Annotated in this window: 16 protein-coding genes; 6 read left to right on the top strand and 10 right to left on the bottom strand. The window is 57.2% G+C overall.

Features of this window, described 5'->3' with window-relative positions; translation table 11 throughout:
- Nucleotides 1-372 precede the first annotated feature (372 nt).
- Nucleotides 373-537 carry a hypothetical protein gene (locus DQG19_RS21160; protein ID WP_198661666.1) on the bottom strand — a complete coding sequence of 55 codons (165 nt, stop codon included), beginning with the start codon at nt 535-537 and terminating at the stop codon, nt 373-375.
- A gap of 724 nt (nt 538-1,261) precedes the next feature.
- Nucleotides 1,262-2,377: a glycoside hydrolase family 43 protein gene (locus tag DQG19_RS05510; RefSeq protein WP_157974341.1), complete on the bottom strand. Its 1,116-nt coding sequence runs from the start codon at nt 2,375-2,377 to the stop codon at nt 1,262-1,264.
- Nucleotides 2,378-2,837: 460 nt separating this feature from the next.
- Here DQG19_RS05510 and DQG19_RS05515 point away from each other — a divergent pair, with 460 nt between their 5' ends.
- Together DQG19_RS05515 and DQG19_RS21455 are read left to right on the top strand one after the other, a co-directional pair.
- Nucleotides 2,838-5,420, top strand: a complete 2,583-nt coding sequence (locus tag DQG19_RS05515; protein ID WP_116125245.1) for a glycosyl hydrolase 115 family protein — start codon at nt 2,838-2,840, stop codon at nt 5,418-5,420.
- A gap of 158 nt (nt 5,421-5,578) precedes the next feature.
- Nucleotides 5,579-5,713 (top strand): hypothetical protein, encoded by a 135-nt coding sequence (locus DQG19_RS21455; protein ID WP_255418737.1) that lies wholly within the window; start codon nt 5,579-5,581, stop codon nt 5,711-5,713.
- A 143-nt stretch (nt 5,714-5,856) separates the two neighbouring features.
- On the opposite strand, the gene DQG19_RS05520 is transcribed toward DQG19_RS21455, so the two are convergent.
- From DQG19_RS05520 to DQG19_RS05535, 5 genes are all read right to left on the bottom strand, one after another.
- Complete coding sequence (locus DQG19_RS05520) at nt 5,857-9,960, bottom strand: hypothetical protein (RefSeq protein ID WP_157974342.1); 4,104 nt, start codon at nt 9,958-9,960, stop codon at nt 5,857-5,859.
- A 214-nt stretch (nt 9,961-10,174) separates the two neighbouring features.
- The gene (locus DQG19_RS05525) at nt 10,175-10,768 is read right to left on the bottom strand and encodes a tyrosine-type recombinase/integrase (protein WP_116125247.1); all 594 of its coding nucleotides are present in this window, start codon (nt 10,766-10,768) and stop codon (nt 10,175-10,177) included.
- A gap of 186 nt (nt 10,769-10,954) precedes the next feature.
- Nucleotides 10,955-11,371 carry a hypothetical protein gene (locus DQG19_RS20810; RefSeq protein WP_157974343.1) on the bottom strand — a complete coding sequence of 139 codons (417 nt, stop codon included), beginning with the start codon at nt 11,369-11,371 and terminating at the stop codon, nt 10,955-10,957.
- 239 nt (nt 11,372-11,610) lie between these two features.
- Complete coding sequence (locus DQG19_RS05530) at nt 11,611-11,787, bottom strand: tyrosine-type recombinase/integrase (protein WP_410503615.1); 177 nt, start codon at nt 11,785-11,787, stop codon at nt 11,611-11,613.
- A 262-nt stretch (nt 11,788-12,049) separates the two neighbouring features.
- Nucleotides 12,050-12,856 carry a DUF2268 domain-containing putative Zn-dependent protease gene (locus DQG19_RS05535; protein WP_157974345.1) on the bottom strand — a complete coding sequence of 269 codons (807 nt, stop codon included), beginning with the start codon at nt 12,854-12,856 and terminating at the stop codon, nt 12,050-12,052.
- A 621-nt stretch (nt 12,857-13,477) separates the two neighbouring features.
- Here DQG19_RS05535 and DQG19_RS05540 point away from each other — a divergent pair.
- Complete coding sequence (locus tag DQG19_RS05540; protein WP_116125250.1) at nt 13,478-14,134, top strand: IMPACT family protein; 657 nt, start codon at nt 13,478-13,480, stop codon at nt 14,132-14,134.
- Nucleotides 14,135-14,143: 9 nt separating this feature from the next.
- Here the strand turns inward: DQG19_RS05540 and DQG19_RS05545 are convergent, their stop codons facing one another.
- Complete coding sequence (locus tag DQG19_RS05545; RefSeq protein WP_116125251.1) at nt 14,144-14,773, bottom strand: NAD(P)-dependent oxidoreductase; 630 nt, start codon at nt 14,771-14,773, stop codon at nt 14,144-14,146.
- 146 nt (nt 14,774-14,919) lie between these two features.
- On the opposite strand from DQG19_RS05545, the gene DQG19_RS05550 reads away from it, so the two are divergent.
- On the top strand, nt 14,920-16,026 hold the full coding sequence (locus tag DQG19_RS05550) for a TRAP transporter substrate-binding protein (RefSeq protein ID WP_116125252.1): 1,107 nt from the start codon (nt 14,920-14,922) through the stop codon (nt 16,024-16,026).
- A gap of 5 nt (nt 16,027-16,031) precedes the next feature.
- On the opposite strand, the gene DQG19_RS05555 is transcribed toward DQG19_RS05550, so the two are convergent.
- Nucleotides 16,032-17,027, bottom strand: coding sequence for a TerC family protein (locus tag DQG19_RS05555; protein ID WP_116125253.1), 996 nt, complete (start codon nt 17,025-17,027; stop codon nt 16,032-16,034).
- Between the two features lie 134 nt (nt 17,028-17,161).
- Here DQG19_RS05555 and DQG19_RS05560 point away from each other — a divergent pair, with 134 nt between their 5' ends.
- Nucleotides 17,162-19,351 carry a DUF6851 domain-containing protein gene (locus DQG19_RS05560; protein WP_157974346.1) on the top strand — a complete coding sequence of 730 codons (2,190 nt, stop codon included), beginning with the start codon at nt 17,162-17,164 and terminating at the stop codon, nt 19,349-19,351.
- A gap of 16 nt (nt 19,352-19,367) precedes the next feature.
- On the opposite strand, the gene DQG19_RS05565 is transcribed toward DQG19_RS05560, so the two are convergent.
- Nucleotides 19,368-20,720, bottom strand: a complete 1,353-nt coding sequence (locus DQG19_RS05565; RefSeq protein WP_116125255.1) for a pyruvate dehydrogenase complex dihydrolipoamide acetyltransferase — start codon at nt 20,718-20,720, stop codon at nt 19,368-19,370.
- A 136-nt stretch (nt 20,721-20,856) separates the two neighbouring features.
- On the opposite strand from DQG19_RS05565, the gene recR reads away from it, so the two are divergent.
- Nucleotides 20,857-21,456 (top strand): recombination mediator RecR, encoded by a 600-nt coding sequence (recR, locus tag DQG19_RS05570; RefSeq protein WP_116125256.1) that lies wholly within the window; start codon nt 20,857-20,859, stop codon nt 21,454-21,456.
- Nucleotides 21,457-21,479: the final 23 nt, after the last annotated feature.

Below are 21,479 nucleotides of genomic sequence, written 5' to 3' on the forward strand. Positions count from 1 at the left end.
TCCAATTCGCGGGGAACCGGACACCCCTATTTTGCCGGCCACCCACCAAGCACGTGGTCGGCGATAGCGTGCAGCTTCGCTGCCGAAGCGCCATCCCGCGCCAGGGTCGAAAACCTGTGCACCGTACAACTGACGAGGGCCGCCAGCGCCCCCCGCTTCGGCGTACGTCGATCCAGGATTGGCGTATAAATGGCAGCCCCGGTGTCCGGCTCCTAAAAGAAGTAAAGCCGCGTTTGGCCGGCAACCGCTTGGCTGCGGGACCACGGACCGTGGTCGGGCTGGCAACCCAATGGTCGTAACCCCCGGTCGACCCCCCGGCGGGCAGCAGAGCAACCCCAGAGCGCTACAGCGGGACTGGACTTGCGTGCTCCCCTACTGCTCAGTCGCTCCCCCCGTGTCTTCGGCGGTGAACAGCTCGCGGATCTCGGCCATGTACCTTTCGGTGGCGGGATTGCGCCAGACGTTGTTTTCGTCGAAACGCTCGCGTAGCGTGGGGGCGCACATGGATACCATCAGGCGCTGAAGGTGGCTTAACACGATCTGACGGTCGGACAACTCGCGGTCGTGTTGGTAGCGGCAATGAATAACTCGGTAAAGGTCCTCAAGCTCACGTGCGCAGTCGTGCAGCGGGTGATCCGCCGAGAGGCGGTGGGTTGGCAGGGTTGGGGGCTTATATTCTTCGGGGCGCATGGGCTACCATTGGGACACGCGCAGGAGCATCCGCACGCGATCATTGACTGCCGGGATAAGCTACGGCATACGCACTTTGTTCACCACCCGTATTGAGGCCCCGCCTCCACTCGAGGTAGGTAGGTTACGGTTGTTGTAGCTGGCTTACCGCGGAGGTACAGCACCGCAACGCCGTGGGCCGCAGCAGCTACCGTCGTACCCACACCTTCCCCTACCCCTTCTGGACGGTCCACCACGACGCTGTCGGATCGGAATTCGTGGATGGATTCCCCCGGTAAAAAGCGCGGGTGGAAGAGGGGCTGATTTGACGACTGCTAAGTCGCCTATTGGCTTCTTTTTTTCCCAGGCAGGTCAGGGGCGGCCTATAATTATACTTATGTTAAGTAGGGAGTTTTGGGAATCCTCTGCCATCACCTGTGGCATGGGAATGCAGGCATACAACTGCTAAAAAGCTCGGTAGTTTTGCGAGAAAGAAATTGCGCTAGTGCGAATAGTTGTCATTCCTGTGATTGGGAGTGCCAACACTACGAAGTGGGATCGGGAGCGCTGGTGGGAACCTTATAGGATCCGATCAGTAACGAAAAACCTGCTCCGTCCACGTAGGCCCGCTGATGTAAAACATCCCGTTTTCGTAGCGGACCGGCTCGATGCCCAGCTGGGGAAAAAGCTCCCACGATTCGAGGGTTTGGCTGTAAGGGTAGGGACGTTTATCGTACATGAAGTAGTGACAGGAATTCCAGAGCTGCCCGTCGGGGCCTTCGAAGAGGGCGTTGTGCCCGGTTTCCTGGTAGGGGTCTTCGGTGTCCTGAAACTCCAGGTCGGCGTAGCCGCCGCCGGCGGCCATGTCGGCGCGGTAGCCCTTCTTCCGGGTGCCGAAGATCGGTTCGGGGGAGACCAGCTCCCAGGGGCCCAGCGGCGTGGCCGACTTCAGCAGGCCGACTTCGTAGCCGCGCGTCCAGGTGGAAAAGAACATGAAGTAGGTACCGTCCCGCCTGATCACGAAGGGACCTTCGATGCCGCCGACCATCCAGTCGGGCCAGCCGGGCTCGTCCTTGTCCAGGAACTTCTCGATGGGCGTGGTGAGCTGACCGGTAGCGAGATCGATCTTAGCCTGGAAGAGGCCTCCACCGCTGCAGTAGAGGTAGGTCTGTCCGTCCTCGTCCTCAAACAGGGTCGCATCGTTGTTGTACTGTGGGGTGAGGGGGCCGTTCACCAGTTCGTAGGGTCCGGCGACGTCGGCGGAGGAGAACAGCCAGATGCTGTGGGTGCTCATTCCCTTGGGGTCTTCCTCCGTCACTTTGCCGCTGTTGACCGTCAGGTAGTAGGTGCTCTGGATGAGGTGGATTTCGGGTGCCCAGAACCGCCCGTTGTACGGACTGTCCGCCGGCAAGGTACTGGCGTCGATCAGCCAGGAGTGGTGTTCCCAGTTCACCAGGTCGTCGGACACCAGCAGCCGCACCCCGGGATTCGGGCCGGTCCAGATCGGGTTCGACGTGCCCGTGCAGTACCACTTGTCGCCCGCCTTGATGATGAAGTGATCCCGCATAGAAATGGCGGAATCGCGGGTGATGGGATTGGTATAGCGGAACTCGTGTTCCAGCTTCTCCTGCTCCCTTGTGTCCTGCCACGGATTGATCTGGGCGTATCCGGTAGCGGAGAGGGTGCAGAAAACTAGAATTAGAAGCATCTTTTGGAGAGTCATACGTTCGTTCGGTAAGCGTGGGAGGGCGGTAGCTAGGAAAGGCCATAAGGTAACGAACCGGGCGGAACCAGGCCTGCGTGAAGCCTGGGCACGAGCGGGTGCAAAGGTTTTTCGCGTAAAATCGGATTCTGGTAAACAGCGGGTCTGGGTAGCTACTCCTGCGTTTCGCACCGCCCACCCCTGGCCACGGAAGACACCAATCGATCCGGAAGCTCTTTAATAGGAAGGGCTGGAGCTACGGCCATCTGCTTAAAGCCAACCCGTATACTGTTCACTACGGCCGGTTGTAAGGAGATAGTAGCGCAGGAATTATTGCAGTGGAAGACTTCGTAAATTTGTAACATTACGCGACCTACCGGCCCGTCAGCGCCCTCCCCGCTACGGAAATCATAAGACCGGTCCCATACCTTAACTCATAATTATACAAAGCGATCAACGCACCCCTATGTTTTCCATTCCTTATACCGTCCGGCTCGTCATACTGCTATGGCTATGCTGCAGCGGGGCGGTACGGTCCCAGACGGAATATCCGGTTCCGAACGATATCGTACTGGATGCTCCGGCAGGCGCGGCCGACTTTCCGATTGTATCTAGTAGCGGAGAGGTCGCGGCGATTGCCTACGATACGGCCGATCATGCAGGAGTCGTCCGGGCGATCCACGATCTGCAGGTAGATATCGACCGGGTTACCGGTAAACGCCCGGCACTCGCGGAGAATAGGGCTTTGCCCGGGGTTAAAATAATTATCGGCACCCTGGGCGATAGCCGCGTGATCGATATGCTGACCACCGCCGGGATACTCGATACTAGCACTATTGCGGGGAAATGGGAGAGCTACCTCATAGCTACCCTGTCTGACCCACTGGATACTTCACAGCTGTGTCTCGTCGTAGCTGGGAGCGACCGCCGGGGCACCATTTATGGCATCTACGAACTATCGAGGCAACTTGGGGTATCGCCTTGGTACTGGTGGGCGGACGTGCCCTTCAAGGCCAGAACTGCGGCTTATGTACGGGCGGGCACCTACGTTTCTGAGGAACCAAAAGTGAAGTATCGCGGCATCTTCATTAACGACGAGGCACCTTGCTTTACGGGGTGGGCGCAGGAGAAATTCGGGGGTCTGAACAGCGAGATGTACGCCCACGTCTTCGAGTTGCTACTCCGGCTGCGGGCCAACTACCTCTGGCCGGCCATGTGGGGCAAGGCCTTCAACGAGGACGACCCGGAAAACCCCCGCCTGGCCGACGAGTACGGTATCGTGATGGGGACCTCCCACCACGAGCCCATGATGCGTGCCCAACGTGAATGGGGCAATCACCGCAACGAATACGGGAACGGCGAATGGAACTACCGCACCAACGAGGAGGGCCTCAAGGCCTTCTGGAAAGACGGCATGGAGCGGAATAAGAACTACGAGCAAGTGGTCACCATGGCCATGCGAGGCGACGGCGACCTGCCCATGACCGACGAAGGCAGCGTGGAGGAGAATTTCCGTCTGCTCGAACGGATCTTCGACGATCAGCGCGCCATCATCGAAGAGGTGAGTGGCCAGCCAGCCGAGAAAACCCCGCAGATCTGGGCCCTGTACAGCGAGGTGCTGGACTTCTACGACCAGGGGATCGAGTTGCCGGACGATATCACGATCCTCTTCTGCGACGACAACTGGGGCGACATCCGCCGGCTGCCCGAACTCGGCGCGGCAGACCACCCCGGAGGTTACGGCATCTACTATCACGTCGATCTCCACGGGGCGCCACGCGCCTACCAATGGCTCAATATGACTCAGATCCCCCACATGTGGGAGCAATTGCAACTGACCTACGACTACGGGGTGGAGGAAGTCTGGATCCTCAACGTCGGCGATCTAAAGCCCAACGAATACCCCATGGACTTCTTCCTGGAGATGGCCTGGGATCCTACGGCCTTCAATGCCGATAATCTGGATGAATACGCCGTTGCCTTCTGCGCCGAGAAGTTTGGGGAAGCCGGGGCGGATGAGGCCGCGGAAATCCTCAGCCTGCAGGGAAAATACGCCAGCCGGGTCACTGCGGAGATGCTCGACTACCGCACCTATAATCTCGCAAGCGGCGAATGGCTGCAAGTGAAAGATGCCTATCTCGCGCTGGAAACCCGCGCCATGCGGCAGTACTACGAACTTCCGGATCGCTACCGCGACACCTATATGCAGCTCATCCTGCATCCGGTACGCGCCATGGCCAACCTGTACGATATGTACTACGCCCAGGCCATGAATAAAAAACTGGCCGCCGAGCTGGATCCGGAAGCGAACTACTGGGCCGACCGCGTGGAAGCTTGCTTCAACCGGGATGCCACCTTCACCCGCGACTACCATGAAAACGTTTCCGGCGGCAAGTGGAACCACATGATGGACCAGACCCACATCGGCTATACCTCGTGGGACGAACCCAAGGAGGGTAACATTATGCCGGTAACCACCCGCGTCGACTCGGCGGAAGTACGCCAGAGCGGCAGCTATGTGTTCCAGGAGGACGAAGGCGTGGTGGTCATGGAAGCCGATCACTACTATGCGGCCGTTTCCAGCGATGCGACGACCTGGACCTTGATTCCCGACCTGGGCCGTACCGGCTCGGCCGTGGCGCTGATGCCCTACACCGAAGCGACGGAGGGTGCCGCTATTACCTACCGGATGGAACTGGACGCCCCTTCTGATAGCATCAAGGTCTGGTTCTTCTTCGATAGCACCCTACCCTTCAAGGACGGCGGGCACCGCGTGGCCGCATCCTTCGCCGGCGTTGCGGAAAAAACGTGGAACATCAATCAGGACCTCAACTGGGCCAACAACTACGCGAAGATGTACCCGGCCGGTGCCGCGCGTATCATCGAGACACCGACCACCCTGGCCCTTCCCGCTTCTAGCGATGGAACTTACGCGCTAACCCTGCGTCCGCTGGACCCCGGTGTCGTCCTCTACAAGATCGTAATTGACAACGGTGGCTATGAGCGGTCGCGACTGAAAATGGACGAAACCGGCTACCGGAGGGAATAGGATGGCTGGTTGGGTGAGCGTGGTGAAGCAGCATAAGGTCCTGCGGGAACCCACCGGAAAGACCTCGCAGGAGCACCTCCACGACAAGGTGCTCGAATGCTGGTTAGGAAAAAACAGAGAAAAGAAAGGAATTGGCATGCTACCAACAACTCAGTGCCGTGCACCCCAGCAGTTACCGCCGCACCCACAACTTCCCCTACCCCTTCTGGACGGTACGCCACGACTCCGTTGGATCGGAATTCGTGGACGGGTTCCCCCGGTGGAAGGCACGGGTAGAAGAAGGCTTGATTTGACAACGGCTCTTTCCTTTTCCAGGCTCAGTTGGCGGCGAACCATAGAGTTGATTATGTTAAGTAGGGGGGGGGGTAAATCCTTCTGCTTGTGCGTTAGAGCAAAAGCCCAGTTTGTTAAAAGCGGAAATAGGCAATCTTTGAATTTATGCTTTCAGTCTAGTGTGCACTATTAAATCCAGCCACCCAAAGTAAACCTCAGTTTGAGGGCCAGTAAGCTGGTTAGCCTCACGACTTACGTCCAGGATGATTTCAAAAACCGACGGATCAAACCGATCACTATTTATGTTAACGAGCCCTTCCAACCGTTGAAAAACTTGAAGAATGGCTCCTGCATTTTCCATAAAGTCTTCTGCGGGGAGATAGGAATAAGGGGGCTGCATCGCTTCCTCCACCCCAGCCATCATCGGCCCATGAAGTTCAAGAAACTCGTTGTAGTGCTCTCGAATGTCGAGATAAGTTTTTTTCAGTTCAAGCTCCGAAACCATCCTGCCGGTAGCGTCCTCCGTTACTAGTTCTGAGAACTGCCCAAGATACTCCAACATCATCCGGATAACCTGGAACAGTTCATTATATCGCTCTACCTGATCAAATTCCGGGTGGTCATCAGCCGCAAAGTCGAGGGAAAGCTCATCCGTAATCTCCGTAGTTACGGGTACGAAATTAACAATGGATGGTATACCTTCATCCCGGTCTATAATATCAAATAGTGAGAGCTTAATCGCCTGCCGACGAATTAGATAATCATCGTACAGTGGTAGTATCCACACGTTTTTGACTCGCTCATCCAGTATGATCCGTCTAAAACTATAAAATGGTGCAGAACCTAGACTCACCTTCAGCAGAGCATGAGCCTTCTTCCAACAGTTCAGCATCTGCTGGATACCATCAACATAGAATAGCAGATACCAGTCACCGCCAACATCTTCCGACGGAAAAACCTCGAAGTCTGTACACCCCTCATCGGCTAGGAAGCCATTGAGCTTATCGTTCAGTTTCTTTTCAAAAGTCCGTACGATCTTATCGCCCCTTTTTTCTGTAATTCTGTCCAAATCCGCTAACTTCTGAACTGAATGATCAATAATATATGCCCAGGAAAACAACATTTTCTCTAGGAGAGCAGAAAAGTGATCTAAACCCTTCATTGCAGACTCAGACAATTGGTCACCGGCTAACTCCAGCAGCGCCTCTTTGTACGCCGGGAATTTTCCGTATGCTTCCGCGAGGCTCATCTTAGATGATCGCAGATTACCCCGTGCGTAACCCGCGTCCTTCAACTGCTCCTCTTTCTCTCGCCAATTATCTTCTGTCCATTCCTTACTTACCTCTTTCAACCATAAGCTGATACAGGCCCGCTCGAAGAACCACCACATTTCTTGATGAAAATCCTTGATCGCCTTGACTCTAGGAGACAGCGTAGGATCCAGCAACTGTAAAAGAGGAATTCCGTGAAAGATATCCTTTATCTTTTCCTCCGTGATCTCAGCGTAAAAGCCCCAAGAATCAACCGCCGGTCTAGGAAGAATAAAATGAGTGTCCGGGCGGAAGGCAGGAACCATTCGAAACCCATTAGTCAGATCTCCCTTCTTCATTTTCTTTTGTAAGCCATTCGACAAACTCCGTAGAGAACCGGCCATTGACTTCTGATCTTCAAGCAAGTGTTGTAATAAGCTAGGCCAATCAGCGTGTCGCTTCTCATACTTTACCAAGTTGAAAAATATTTGCTTAGCGTCCGTCAACCATGGCAAGGGCAGGTTTTCCGCTTTGATGTTCTTCAAGCTTTCGTCGTGCGGCAGTGGAATCGCGCTGAATCTATGTCCGTATCCCTGAGTACTATAGAGCTCTCGGAAGGGTACGGCTTTTCGAATTAACCGCAGCAATTGTATAGTCTTGCCGTGAAAGCCCGCCCCAAAGACTTCACTCTCGCCTTTGAGATCAAAGATGAAGTGTAGCTTAATCTGCTCTCCATCATCTTCGATATTGACAACTTTCCCGTATGCCTGAAACTCTCGCATAAATCCTGGGAGTAGTACCTGAGCAGCCCCTTGCGCCTCAGTGGAACCGTACTGCAAACCCAGGAGCAAATCAGCGGTCGCCTCTCTATCGCTTTTCTCTGGCCGCATTTCCTTAAGTACTGCGAAGAGTTTGTCGGAAAACGACCGCTCTATACTTTGCTTACTATTCCAAAAGAGTACGTATCCAAATCCAGCAGTCTCTGCCGCCACCTGATGATCGATAGTTTCTGGAAATGAACAATTACAAAGCCATTCATCTGCGAAGCGGTAAAAACTGTCTATCGGAGTAAACCTCTCCAAAATTTTCTCCAAGCGTGCGAACCGCTCCGGTTTCCATACCTTCACCACTACCGACAAATCAACGTTTGGCGCCATCAGTTTCATAAGAGCGAAATCCGTCCCCATCGGAAACTCTTGCCGAAGACGGACAAGGTGCTCATCATTCTCCGTCAAGTATGCCCGGACCCCGCACCATACCAACGCTCGATGCATCTCCCTACAAGTTTTCCAGCGGCGCGGACGCAGGTGCAAAGTAGAAGGCATAACAGTCTCGTCCCACCCAAAATGATAGCCATACTGTAAAATGTAATTTCCCCAGTCCTCTTCCACAACCAGCAGCTGACAAAAAGCAAATGCTTCTTGCGCCGGTGCAACAACCGGATCACACAACAACTCCGCCATAATCCTGGCCCGTACGGGGTGAAGCGCCTCTAAATAAGCACCACCCTCCCCCTCTCGTAAAAGATACTCCTCTTGAAAGTAACGAAGCGCACGCTGCGGATTGCGTAAAGGGACAGCTTCAAGTAGTTGTCGCAAGTCCAGCCGACAATCATACGCCCCCGCAACAGCGACCAACCGTAATAACTTTACCTCATTATCATCTCCCTCGGTAACGACCCGCTCCTGAATACGTTGCAACTGATTGCTCAATCGCTCCCGTAGCTTCTCACCCTTTCGCAACAAAAACATAAACTCCAGCAGTGGCCCCGCTCCCCCAAACTGCGACCACGCATCTGTAAAATTTAGAAAGTGAAGAATTGGAGTTCGTGACTCTAGGGCCGCAAACAATTGAATCGCTTCGGTTTGGGTAAACGATAGACTAACGTCCGCTGCAGAAAAATACTCTCCTACCCCACCTGCTCGGTTCAAGTCTTCCTCTCTGATCGTCACCAACACATGGCAATATTCCGTTTCATTCAGTTGCCGACATAAATTAACCCAGTGTGTAGTTCCCGGTGCTACATCAACTAGCATCAGAAAAGGAGTTGCAAACGGTCGACTTAATGCCTTCGCCGCCCGAGCAATATCTAGGACACGATTAGCTCCCGCAGCACTAGAAATTTCAAAGGCATAGCCCTTAGGATACCTTTCATATGCATACCGATAAGCCAGAGTGCTCTTGCCCTGCCCCGATGCTCCGTGAACGATAACGATCTTGTCCTGATGAAAAGCTTCATCTAACTCTGCCACTTTCTCTGGTCGAACTACATCTAAGCCAGACTCAATATGACTATACTTCGCAGCTATACCAGACTGAAACTCATCTTTCTCTTTCTCACCAATCGTTACTGATGAATTCCCCAGGGGAAGGATGGATGCCCCAAACTCCTCCAAAAAGCTAACTCGCTCGTTGACAAACTGCCCAATACTCTCAACTTTACGTATCAAATCACCTTTTGTCGCCGATTTCTGGCGTTCCGCCAATTGGTACATCCAGTACAAGAGCATATCTGTTGTTATAACAACATCCGCTCCTGCTATGCTTTCCGCGATAAAAATTTCAACCTGCTTGCGTAATTCTATGGCTTGAACCTCAATGATCTCCAACTTACCTATGAACAAGTCCGCTTCGGAAGCGGCGAAAGCATAATCATTAATGAGTTTACCTCGTATGATCTTTGACTCTTTACCCACTTTCAGGCCAAGTAACTCTTGCCCTAGCTCTCCCAGAACCACAAGCTTCAAGGAAATTTTTGGATCTTCCAGTAGCTGATCGATTGACCGGCGAACAAACCCCTTCCTTTTCCCTGGGGATAAATCAGATAATCGCAAAGGCTTTCCGTAATTCTTTACTTGAACTACTTCAGTAACCTTTTCCTCTACCGAAACACTATAATCCTCAAACATTTCAGGATGTATTGCTTCATCATCTTCCGCCTGGAGAACCCGAAGTAAAGTGTACAGAAATTGAAGACGATAGCCACGAAGGGCTGGAATCGGGCCGGAATTATTCATGCTGGCAATATCACAACTACAATCCAATCTATTGAAGACGGTCCCTATAATAAGGACTCCGTGCCCCCCTCATTATATAATACCTCGACAGATTTGGACCATGAAGCCGAGTTACTTGATCAAAGAAGGTAGTCATTTTAGCAGGGCACGCTGAGCTTCCTTTATTCTTAATCCACATAGTGGAACACTATTACTATTTCTGTCTCTTGGCGATCTACAAGGATAAGTAAGCACTCGAAATCGTCTCCTGCGTCAGCCCAATGTACCGCCGCGTCACCCCAATATCCCGGTGCCCAAAGATGTGGGACAGCAGAATCAGTGCGTGCTCGCTCCGCCCGTTGTTCTCGTAGATGCGCCGCCCGAAAGTCTTACGTAGGGTGTGGGAGCTAGCGTTCTGCGAATCGATCCCGTAGGCGGCGAAGGCCTTCCGGATCCGCTTGTTGGCGGCCGTCACCGAAATCGCCTTCTCGCGATCGCCATCACTCCGCTGGTGAACGAAGACCAGGCCGGCGTGATCGGCGGAGATTTTCAACTGCCCCCCTACCCTCCTGGCCAGCTTCAGGAAGTTGCCGTGGACGTTGACCATTCTTTCTTTCCCGGTCTTACCTTCCTTGATGATGAACTGATCCGACTGGATCTGATCCCACCGGAGTTGGAGGATGTCCGAAATCCGGAGGCCGAAGTAGATGCCGGCACCGATTAGCAGGGCGGTGTTGTAGCGGCGGTCGGCCATCAGGCCCTTGATGAGGGTATTGGCGTGCGTCCACCGGAGGGGGGCGGTGGCGCTCTTGCGTCGTGGTTTTGCCATGTTCTTAAGGTATGGCGGGGAGGTTACAAAAACCGCCCGTGACGCAGGTAAATGCAACCTAAAAACAAGACGACCGAACTTATTTTGGCTCAAATTCCTGAAAATCAGTTAAGTAAGCGATTTTTATAGGTTACACTTATACACAAAATGTAACCTACTGAAATTATCAACCTATCGTAGACGATGTTAATTATTTAACGTATTTGTGGTAGCTTGAGATAAGGGGCCGTATGTTATATGGGATTTCACATCAATTATGAACCAGCAATCGCCGCACCATGTACCTTGGCTCCCTAGTTCGTATTCAAACAGCTCAACAGGCTTGTCGTACTGAGACACGAATGATTTGACCGAGTTTGTATCTATCATTCCATTTGCTTTCGCGTATATGAAATCATCTATTCTATCTATTTCTTTGACGCCGGACAATAGGACTGAGTCAAGAACTACGCCTACGTCATCTTCTCTCCCTACTACAAGTTGGTTAAAATTTCCTCCCTCAAAGATGAAAAATAGGCCGTCTCCCAGAGACTCGATATTGTCTGATACACCACCGCATGAAGAAACGAGCACAAAGCACAAAAGGCTGAATATCAATTTCATAACTCATTGTATGTTTACTGATTTACAAGAAGAATCTAGTATCGTGAGTCTTTTAAATGCAGCCACAAGTTAGGCAGTTGGAACTGCAGAAGCAGATAAGAGAGACATACCTTGCATTGGTAGCAGTAGACGATGCGCCCGGTCAAACGCCTCCACCGTCAGCACCTGGGCCGTCCTCACGTAGATATTCGTCGTGTTCGACTGTTGGTGGCCAAGTAATGGGCCTAACTCCTCCAGCGTCATACCGCCTCCGTCAACAACGTCGCCCAGGTGTGGCGGAGCGTGTGGGGTGTCTCCCGTTTTTCGATTCCCGCCGCGGTGGCCACCCGGCGGACTAACTGCTGGACGCGGCGATCCGGATAGGCTTTCTCCTGCAGGTTGCGGAACAGCACCTGAGCCTCCCCTTGATAAATCAAGGTAGCGGAATAGGATCTCGTCAGCTTCACAATGGAAGAATGACTATGAAATAGCAAGACTTTCTTATTGGGTTTGCAGCCCGAAGCAGTCAATTTGGAGCCAATAATTTCGCTCTCTGGCTAGAGAGCGAAGTCGTAGCATCTTGGTAAGTCAAGTCTTGTGGTTGTATTCTCACCCTAAATGCAACCTAGCCCATCCTGGTTACCCTATTCTGTACTGCCTGAAATTTCAGGAAGTTTATTGATGTTACAGCTCTGCTACTCAGTCGCCAAGCCAGCCGCTACCTTCCAGCAGTTTGTCAACTGGAGTAGTATACACGACCCGCCAGTCTGATTCATCCGTACTGGCCAAGTAGTCCTCAATTATACGATAACCTACATAGTAGCCGATATTGCCTGGGGATCCTTCCATGAAGCTATCGGGGACTTGCATGCTTAGCGGATCCCAGTCTTCTTCCTTCGTAGACAGAAGTATTGGGCGCACTGCATCCCTTATCTCCTCCTCATGCCTAGTAAACCAACCGTACTCATCCGAAGTCATGAAGAAAGCCTCCGGGGTGGAGACCTCGTTCATGCGTTGAGAAGCGTAGTTAGCCAGCCCCTCATCAATGGCCTTGTAAAGTACCGTTTCACTAAGTATAGTATCTGACTGAGTATCCTCAAAGGCGTTGTGGCTCAGTTCGTGTGGTAGCAAGATCCGGAGATGATCGGCCGATAAGTTCATGGGAAAAAGCATATCCATCTGCATCGTCATCTTGTCACAACCGCAGAAAGAGCATTGATTTCGGTGGAAAAAGGCAAAGTAAAAGGTCCCCCTTACCGGGTGACCGATAAAGGAAGGAAAGGCGCGCTGATAATAACTCAGGATTGTATCGAATTGCAGTTGATCGAAGAAGGTCATCGCACTTCGTACCTCCGATCTGCGACTCGAATAGATAATGCGCTGGTTACTTATATAGGTCGTACTGTCCGTAATGAAGCAGGAATCATACAGCGTGCGGTAAGGAAGATAGAGACTATCAACGATCATCCTATTGATTTTGCTACTGTCGCTCTCTTCATCCATCATAGTAAAAACGGCTAGCTGTTTCTGATACAGCGGCACAAGTCTCAACTGGCTTGTCGCAGAGGGAGCAAGGTAATTTGGCTGACCAGCACTGCACCCGCACAGTAGCATAACAAGCAGTACGTAGCACTGAAAAGGAAGTCGGATTGCCATCACATAAAGATCTAGGGAATTGATTACACGTCGATAGCTTCGCGTACGATACGTCATAATACGCATGACGACTGCACTTTAGGGAGTTTGCCCCACCCTTTCCAAATCGTTGCAACACTATTACCATAAGTGTTGCAAAATTCGGCCCCTCCCCACCCGAAACGTAGTAAAGCCGTCGCCAGCACCATCGCTTTTCCGCAAATTTTGAAACATTACCGACGTAGTGTTCACTGGCGGAACCGACTTTGCGGCGTGGCGTTTAAGACCGAAGTTGCGCGCCCATTTCCGCTTTTCCACAACAAAAGCAGAATCGAGCTTAACCAACATCAACCCACCTCGGGGATCAGCGGCCACCAGCTCTACCCCCCTTTCCGACAAGCGGCCCTAACTTGGCGGGGAGCCTATACCGCCTGCAGACATATGCCCGTCGCATAGCCCGCCTCCACTCGCCGTATCTTCCCGCGCCCGACCATGCACACCCCCCCACAGGATACCTACCGCGTCCCCGCCGGCCCCGCCGCCGGTGAGTTCCGCGAACGCGGCAGTAAGTTCGTGGCGGCCCTCTACCCCGTCCTGAGCGAGGAGGAAGCCCTGGCCGCCGTGGACGCCGAGCGCCTCGCCCACCCCAAGTGCAACCACCACTGCTACGCTTACCGCCTGGGCATCGGCGACGACCGCTGGCGCGCCAACGACGACGGGGAACCCAGTGGAACGGCCGGCAAGCCCATCCTCGGACAGATCGACAAGGCCGGACTCAGCGATGTCGTCATCGTCGTCTCCCGCTACTACGGCGGGACCAAGCTCGGCACCTCCGGACTGATCAACGCCTACCGGGAAGCCGCACGCCAGGCCCTGGACTCGGTCGCCACCGCCGACCGGGTGCTCACGGCCCGGGTATACCTCAGCTTCGGCTACGCGCTCATGTCGCCCGTCATGGGCGCACTGAGCCAGCTCGGACTGGAGATGGCCAACCAGGACTTCGCCGAGACCGCCCACGTAACGCTGGAACTGCCCCGGTCGACGGTCGCACCCACCGTGCGCGAACTGCAGGCCGCCATCGCCGGGGTATACCTGGAGGAGGTCGACGCGGACTTTACCGTAGCCGGACTGACGATCAGCACCGACTGAGCGGGCGGCCTACTTCCCGGACAGCGCCACGCCCAGGCTTTCTACCTTGGGGTTGCCGAGCTTACTCACCATATAGTGCGCCACGTTTGCCCGCGAGATGCGGTTACTGGGCAGCTTGCCGCTGGACCGGGCCACGTAGCCGTCGGGCGTGAGCGGACCGTTCGTCAGCCCCACCGGCCGCACGATCGTGTAGGGTAGCCCGCAGCTGCGAACGAGCGTCTCCTGGCGCTGGTGGTCGGCGAAGGGATGGCGCAGTAGCGTGCGCATCAGCAGCCGGGCGATCCAACTCGTCTGGGAGTAGCTGTCGCCGGTACCGCAGGCGCTCAGGATCCACAGGTGGGGCCGCTGACCGCTTTCCCTGGCCGCGTCGATCACGTTGCGGGTGATGTCCTCGTTGGTCGTATCCGCCGAGAGCCCGCCCCCCACCAGGATGGCTACGGCGTCGAAGGGGTCCGCTCCAAAGGCCCGGCGGACCGCCGCGGGATCCTGGCCGTCGCCGGTCGTTACCGTAAGTTCCGCTGCCCCTTGCAGCTTCTGCGGGCTGCGGACCAGCACGCTGACCCGGTGCCCGGCCGCCAGGGCCTGCTCGACGTACGTCCGACCGGTACCGCCCGTCGCTCCGATAACCAGTATGTGCATAGTAGAGGGTTTGTGCCAAATACTGGAGCGGATCTGCTCCCCCCGATGTTCGCGGTCGGCGGGTCCGCAGGTGCCGGGAATATTCAACGGCTTAGCGCCGCACGGCACCTGCGCTCCGCCGCACCGGAATACCGTAAATTGGCGGTATGGACCGAAGAAAGATTCTGAAGGGGATAGCCGCCGGCACCATCGCGCTTCCCGTGGGGCTCCGCCTCCTCGGGGGCGAGGGCCACGCTCAAACTCGCGCCGCCACCGTCAGCGGGGAGCGGTTCGACTGGAAGATGGTCACCACCTGGCCGCCCGGATTTCCCATCCTGGGAGAAGGCGCGCAAAAGCTGGCCGACCTCTGCCGCGACATGTCCGGCGGCCGGCTCAACATCACCGTCTACGGAGGGGGCGAACTGGTACCGGCACTGGAAGCCTTCGACGCGGTGCGGCAGGGCGCGGCGGAGGTGGGCAGCGGGGCGGCCTACTACTGGTCCGGCAAGCTGCCAGCGGCGCAGTTCTTCGCCGGCTTCCCCTTCGGCCTCAACGCCCAGCAAATGAACGCCTGGCTGCTGGCCGGCGGCGGCATGGAGCTCTGGCGCGAACTGTACGCGACCGTGGGCCTCTTGCCCTTCGCGGGCGGCAACACCGGGGTGCAGATGGGGGGCTGGTTCAATCGCGAGATCAACAGCGTGGACGACTTCCGGGGACTGAAGATGCGCATGCCGGGCCTCGGCGGGCGCGTCCTTGAGCGGCTGGGCGGTACGCCCGTGCTGTTGCCCGGAGGAGAAATCTATACGGGCCTGGAGCGGGGAATCCTGGACGCGACGGAGTGGGTGGGCCCCTATCACGACTACATCATGGGCTTCCAGGAGATCGCGAAGTACTACTACTACCCGGGCTGGCACGAACCCGGGACCAACTTCGAGTTCTTCGTCAACCTGGAAAAATACAACGCGCTGCCGCCGGACCTCCGGCAGATCTTCGCCGTGTGTACCCAGCACATAAATATGTACACCCTGTCGGCCTTCGAGGCGAAGAACGCGGAGTACCTGGAAAAACTGAAGCAGGTACCCGGCCTGTCGATCCGGCCCTACCCGCCCGAGGTACTGGAGGTGGCCCGCCGCGCCGCGACCGAGGTCATGCAGGAGTACGCCGACTCCGACCCCACCACCGCCCGGGTGTACGCCTCCATCCGGGAATTTCAGCGGCTCGCTAAACCGTGGAGCGAGATCACGGAGCAGTGGTACTACGAGGGGCTCTCTTGATATAGCTACAGTTTGTGGTCCTCCGGCACCTGGCTGGGGGTGGATATCTCCGTCGGATCCCCGGGGTGCTCGTCGGGGGCCTTACGCAGGAGCGACAGCACCACGCCGGCCGTGAGGGTCACGAAGATCACGACTAGGCTTACCCACTCGGCCGGGTGCCACACTTCGTGCAGCATCAGCTTGATGCCGACGAAGGTCAGGATCAGGGCGAGGCTGTACTTGAGCAGGCCGAACTTGTCGATCATCGAGGACAGTACGAAGTAGAGCGCCCGCAGGCCGAGTACGGCCAGGATATTCGAGGAGAACACTAGGAAGGAGTCGGTCGTGATGCCCAGGATCGCGGGAATGGAATCGACGGCGAAGATCACGTCGGTGGTTTCCACCATGATCAGGGCCACGAACAGCGGCGTAGCGTGGAGCTTGCCGGCCACGCGTACCCAGAAATCGTGTCCGTGGTAATCGTTGGTGACGGGAACCACGCGCTTGACCAGCTGAATGATCGGGTTCTCGGAGGGGTGAATGTCCTCCCCCTTGCCCACCATCTTGTAGGCGCTGTAGAGCAGCAAGAGACCGAAGACGTAGAACATCCAGTCGAACTTCTCCAGCAGGTAAACCCCCGCCAGGATCATGGCCAGGCGAAAGAATACGGCGCCGAGGATGCCCCAGAAGAGTACGCGGTGCTGATACTTGGCCGGTACGCGGAAGTAGCCGAAGATGACGGCGATCACGAACACGTTGTCCATGCTCAGCGAAAGCTCCACCAGGTAGCCCGTGAGGTAGTTGATCATGGCGGTGTGCGCCGGCAGGTCGGAATCGACCCAGCCATTGTTGTACGCCAGGTAAATAAACCCGCTGAACCCCAGCCCGATAGCCATCCACAGCGCCGTCTGCCCCAGCGCTTCGCGGGTGCGGGGTACGTGGTCCTTGGCGTTCAGCACGAATAGGTCGAGGAACAGCAGCAGAAGCACGAAAACAGCAAAGCCAATCCAGATAAAGGACATGTTGGGAAATTGTGAGGCTTATAACGGGGGGCGGCTTACGATGTTCCGAAGGTACCACATGGTATAGACCCGACCATATTACTTCTTCCCGCAATCCGGCAGCCCCCCTTCACTCCGTACCTTGGGAAGTGTCTATGCCGCCCCAACTTATGCGTTTTTTCAGCCTGCTCCTCCTCTTCTTTACCGGCCTTACCCTCCCCGCGCAATCGGATCCTTCGGTCGCCCGCGAGTGGAACCGGCTCTACCTGTTCGCCATCCGGCACGACTTTGCCCGCCCCGTCGTACACGCGCGTAACCTCTACCACAGTTCCGCGGCGATGTACGACGCCTGGTCGCTGGTGAACGGCAGCGGAGCCCGGGCGCTGGTCCGGGACACGCTGGCCCTGCCGGCGTACGCGGACCGGCAGGCCGCGGCCGAGGAAGCCATCAGCTACGCCGCCTACCGCGTGCTGCTTCACCGTTACGCCAACGCCCCCTCGGTGGTCAATATCCGGCGCGAGGCCACCGCCCTTATGGAGCGTCTCGGCTACGATGCCACCTACGTCTCTACCGACTACGCCACGGGACGGCCCGCGGACCTCGGTAACTACATCGCCGAACGCGTCATCGCATACGGCCGGGCCGACGGGGCCAACGAAGCCCTGGACTACGCCAACGATGCCTATCCCGACCCGGTCAACGAGCCCCTCGTTCTGGACCGCCCCTTCAGCATCCTCCTGCTGGAGGATCCCAACCGCTGGCAGCCGCTGGCCTTTCCCGGAACGGTGGTCGACCAGTCGGGCAATCCGATCGGCAATATTCCCGGCTTCCTGGGCGCCAGCTGGGGGCGGGTAACGCCCTTCGCGATCCCCGCTTCCGCCCGCACCATGCCGTCCGACGATAACCCGGTATACGGCAATAGTCCGGTGTACCACGATCCGGGCCCGCCGCCGCAGTACGACCTGTCGGACACGGCAGCCTTGAACCTGTACCGCTGGAACTTCGAAACCGTGCTCAAGTGGTCGGGTCACCTGGACCCCACAGACGGCGTGATGTGGAACATCTCTCCCGGCGCGCGCGGCAACGTACCCTACGACCTTCCGGAAACGCCCGCCGAATACCGGGCCTGGTTCAATCAGCACGAGGGCGGACAACCCGGCAGCGGGCGCGCCGTGAACCCGGTGACCGGCGAGCCCTACCCCGACAATTTCGTCCCGCGCGGTGACTATACCCGCGTGCTGGCCGAGTTCTGGGCCGACGGACTCAGCTCAGAAACGCCGCCCGGCCACTGGTTCGCGATCTTCAACCAGGTAATGGACCATCCCCTGTTCCGCCGCTCCCTCTGGGGCGAGGGACAGGAACTCGCGCCGCTGGAGTACGACGTCAAAGCCTACCTCGCCCTTGGCGGGGCCATGCACGACGCGGCCATCACGGCCTGGAGCATCAAGGGGAAGTACGACTACGTGCGCCCCATCACCGCCATCCGCTTCCTGGCCAGTCAGGGGCAGGCGACCGACCCCGATCACCGCAGCTACAATCTCGGGGGGATCCGCCTGGACCCCGGCTACATCGAGATCGCCGACCGGGCCGTGGACGTGGTCAACAGTACCGCTCTGCTTAACGTGCGCGCCCGCGCCTGGGTCGGCAATACCTTCATCGATAACCCGGACGTGGAGCAGGCCGGCGTGGACTGGGTCAACCCCTCGGTCTGGGAACCCTACCAGCGCCCCAATTTCGTGACCCCCAACTTTGCGGGCTACGTGTCCGGCCACTCTACCTTCAGCGCCGCCGCGGCCGAGGTGCTTACCGCCCTGACCGGCACCCCCTACTTCCCCGGGGGCGTAGGCGAGTTCGTGGCGAAAAAGAATGAGTTCCTGGTCTTCGAGGAAGGCCCGAGCGTGGACGTGGTGCTGCAGTGGGCTACCTACCAGGACGCCTCCGCCGAGACCAGCCTCAGCCGCATCTGGGGCGGCATCCACCCCCCCGCCGACGATATTCCGGGCCGCCGCATCGGCCGCGTCGTGGGCCACGATGCCTACCAGCTGGCCGCCGCCCTGTTCCGCGGTGAACTTACCGACGCACCGGCCCTGCCGGAGTCATCCGCGGGGCCGGCCCTGGCGGCCTACCCCAATCCGGTATCGCGCGGCTCGACGCTGCGGCTGAACTGGCAGGTGCCCCCGCCCCCCGGCACCCAACTCGACGTCTTCAACGGCATCGGGCAGCGGGTAACCAGCATAGCGATCACGGGCGACCGGACCGACCTGCCGACCGGAGACTGGCACGCCGGGATGTACCTCCTGCGGGTACGCGGGAAGGCCGGAGCGGTAAAAATTCAGGTATTCTGACGGAGGGCCTTAAGCCTCAGACCATCAGGCGGATCGGATCCTCGAGCGTCGCCTTGACGTCGTTGAGAAACTGGGCGGCCGAAGCGCCATCCACCACGCGGTGGTCGCTGCTCAGGGTCACCTTCATGATCTTGCCGGGTACCACCTCACCGTTGCGGACGATGGGCTTGTCATTGATGCCCCCAACGGCCAGGATGCTGGCGTCGGGCGGGTTGATGATGGCGGTGAACTCCTCGATGCCGAACATGCCGAGGTTGGAGATGGTGAAGGTGTTACCGGTCATCTCGTCCTGGGAGAGCTTCTTGTTCTTGGCGCGGCCGGCGAGTTCCTTGACCTCGGTGTTGATCTGGCTCAGGGACTTCATGTTGGCGTAGCGGATCACGGGGACCAGCAGGCCGTCGGGGATGGCTACGGCCACGCCGATGTTGACGTCCTTGTTCACGCGGATCTTGTCGCCCTGCCAGCTGGAGTTGATGGCGGGGTGCTTGGGCAGGTTGACGGCGCAGGCCTTGACCACGAGGTCGTTGAAGCTGATCTTGACCGGAGCGACCTCGTTGATGCGCTTGCGCATCTCCCAGACCTTGCTCATCTCGATCTCCACGGTCACGTAGAAGTGGGGGGCAGTGAACTTCGACTCGCCGAGGCGGCGGGCGATCACCTTGCGCATCTGGCTGACGGCCGACTCCTCGTAGTTGGCTTCTCCGCCACCGAAGGCGAAGGCGGGTACCTTCTGCTGCGGCTTCTCGACGTCGACGTTGGGGCTCTTCTGCTCGTTGGGTACCGGCTGGGGCGTCTGCGGCTGGGGGGTGGCGGTCTTTGCGGCCGGGGCCGACTGCGCCTCCTCGATGTCGCGCTTGACGATGCGGCCGTTACCGCCGCTGCCCGTTACGTTCTTCAGGTCGATGCCGGCTTCCTTGGCCATGGCGCGGGCCAGGGGGCTGGCCTTGAGGCGATCGTCGCCGCCAGAGGTGTCCGCGTCGGTGGTCGTACGGCCCGGGGTGGCCGGGGCGGCATTGGCCGGAGCGGTATTGTCGCTCGAATCGGATTCTTTTTCGTCGGAGTCGCCCTTGTCGGAGGCGTCGCCGGCGCTACCGTTGCCGCCGGCGCCCTCAATAGCGGCTTTCCAGTCCTCGCCTTCCTCGCCGATCACGGCGATGACGCCGTCGATGGGTACGGCACCTTCCTTGATGGCGATGTGGAGGAGGGTACCTTCGAAGAAGGAGTCCAGCTCCATGGTGGCCTTGTCGGTCTCGACCTCCGCCAGCGTCTGGCCGGGCTCTACGGCTTCACCTTCCTCTACGAGCCAGGCAACGATGTTACCTTCTTCCATCGTGTCGCTCATGCGGGGCATGCGTATTACCTCAGCCATATCTCTTTGTCTTTTTAGGTCGTTGTCGGTGACCGGCAAATTTGCGGCCTATTCCCGGGATAAACAAACTGATTGGGCTGCCGATTGTTTTTTTGGCATTCCCTTCTTCACATATCTATCGCCTTAGCTTCCGCGCATGCAATTTTCTTCCCGCCTCATCGAAGACGCCGTCAACGCCTTTAGCTCCCTGCCGGGCGTGGGCAAAAAGACCGCCCTGCGCTTCGTCCTCGATCTGGTCCAACGGCCCACCGAAGACAGCGTCCACCTGGCCCGTACCGTGGCCCGTATGCGCGAAGAGATCCAGCACTGCATTACCTGCGGTAACCTGAGCGACCAGACTACCTGCAGCATCTGCCGCGACAAGCGCCGCGATAGTTCCATCATCTGCGTCGTCGAAAATATCCGCGACGTCATGGCCATCGAGGAAACCCAGCAGTACCGCGGAGTCTATCACGTGCTCGGCGGCGTCATCTCGCCCATCGAGGGCGTCGGACCGGCGGACCTCAACATCGATACCCTGATCCAGCGGGCCGCGGCTCCCGAGGTCAGCGAGATCATTATGGCCATCAGCCCGACCATCGAGGGGGACACCACCATCTTCTACCTCAACAAGCAGCTGGGCGACGCCAACGTGCAGGTCAGCAGCATCGCCCGGGGCGTAAGCTTCGGGGGCGAGCTCGAGTACGCGGACGAGGTCACGCTCGGCCGAAGCATCGTGGCGCGGCGCAAAATTTAGCACGTACCGTGTTTAGGAAAGTG

The organism is Lewinella sp. IMCC34183 (assembly GCF_003390915.1).
Lineage (GTDB): Bacteria > Bacteroidota > Bacteroidia > Chitinophagales > Saprospiraceae > Neolewinella.

Bases quoted from the DNA above. Each gene is read 5' to 3' on its own strand.
- DQG19_RS05510 (WP_157974341.1), bottom strand. From the start codon at position 2,377: ATGCTTCTAATTCTAGTTTTCTGCACCCTCTCCGCTACCGGATACGCC.
- DQG19_RS05515 (WP_116125245.1), top strand. From the start codon at position 2,838: ATGTTTTCCATTCCTTATACCGTCCGGCTCGTCATACTGCTATGGCTA.
- DQG19_RS05520 (WP_157974342.1), bottom strand. From the start codon at position 9,960: ATGAATAATTCCGGCCCGATTCCAGCCCTTCGTGGCTATCGTCTTCAA.
- DQG19_RS05525 (WP_116125247.1), bottom strand. From the start codon at position 10,768: ATGGCAAAACCACGACGCAAGAGCGCCACCGCCCCCCTCCGGTGGACG.
- DQG19_RS20810 (WP_157974343.1), bottom strand. From the start codon at position 11,371: ATGAAATTGATATTCAGCCTTTTGTGCTTTGTGCTCGTTTCTTCATGC.
- DQG19_RS05535 (WP_157974345.1), bottom strand. From the start codon at position 12,856: ATGATGGATGAAGAGAGCGACAGTAGCAAAATCAATAGGATGATCGTT.
- DQG19_RS05540 (WP_116125250.1), top strand. From the start codon at position 13,478: ATGCACACCCCCCCACAGGATACCTACCGCGTCCCCGCCGGCCCCGCC.
- DQG19_RS05545 (WP_116125251.1), bottom strand. From the start codon at position 14,773: ATGCACATACTGGTTATCGGAGCGACGGGCGGTACCGGTCGGACGTAC.
- DQG19_RS05550 (WP_116125252.1), top strand. From the start codon at position 14,920: ATGGACCGAAGAAAGATTCTGAAGGGGATAGCCGCCGGCACCATCGCG.
- DQG19_RS05555 (WP_116125253.1), bottom strand. From the start codon at position 17,027: ATGTCCTTTATCTGGATTGGCTTTGCTGTTTTCGTGCTTCTGCTGCTG.
- DQG19_RS05560 (WP_157974346.1), top strand. From the start codon at position 17,162: ATGCCGCCCCAACTTATGCGTTTTTTCAGCCTGCTCCTCCTCTTCTTT.
- DQG19_RS05565 (WP_116125255.1), bottom strand. From the start codon at position 20,720: ATGGCTGAGGTAATACGCATGCCCCGCATGAGCGACACGATGGAAGAA.
- recR (WP_116125256.1), top strand. From the start codon at position 20,857: ATGCAATTTTCTTCCCGCCTCATCGAAGACGCCGTCAACGCCTTTAGC.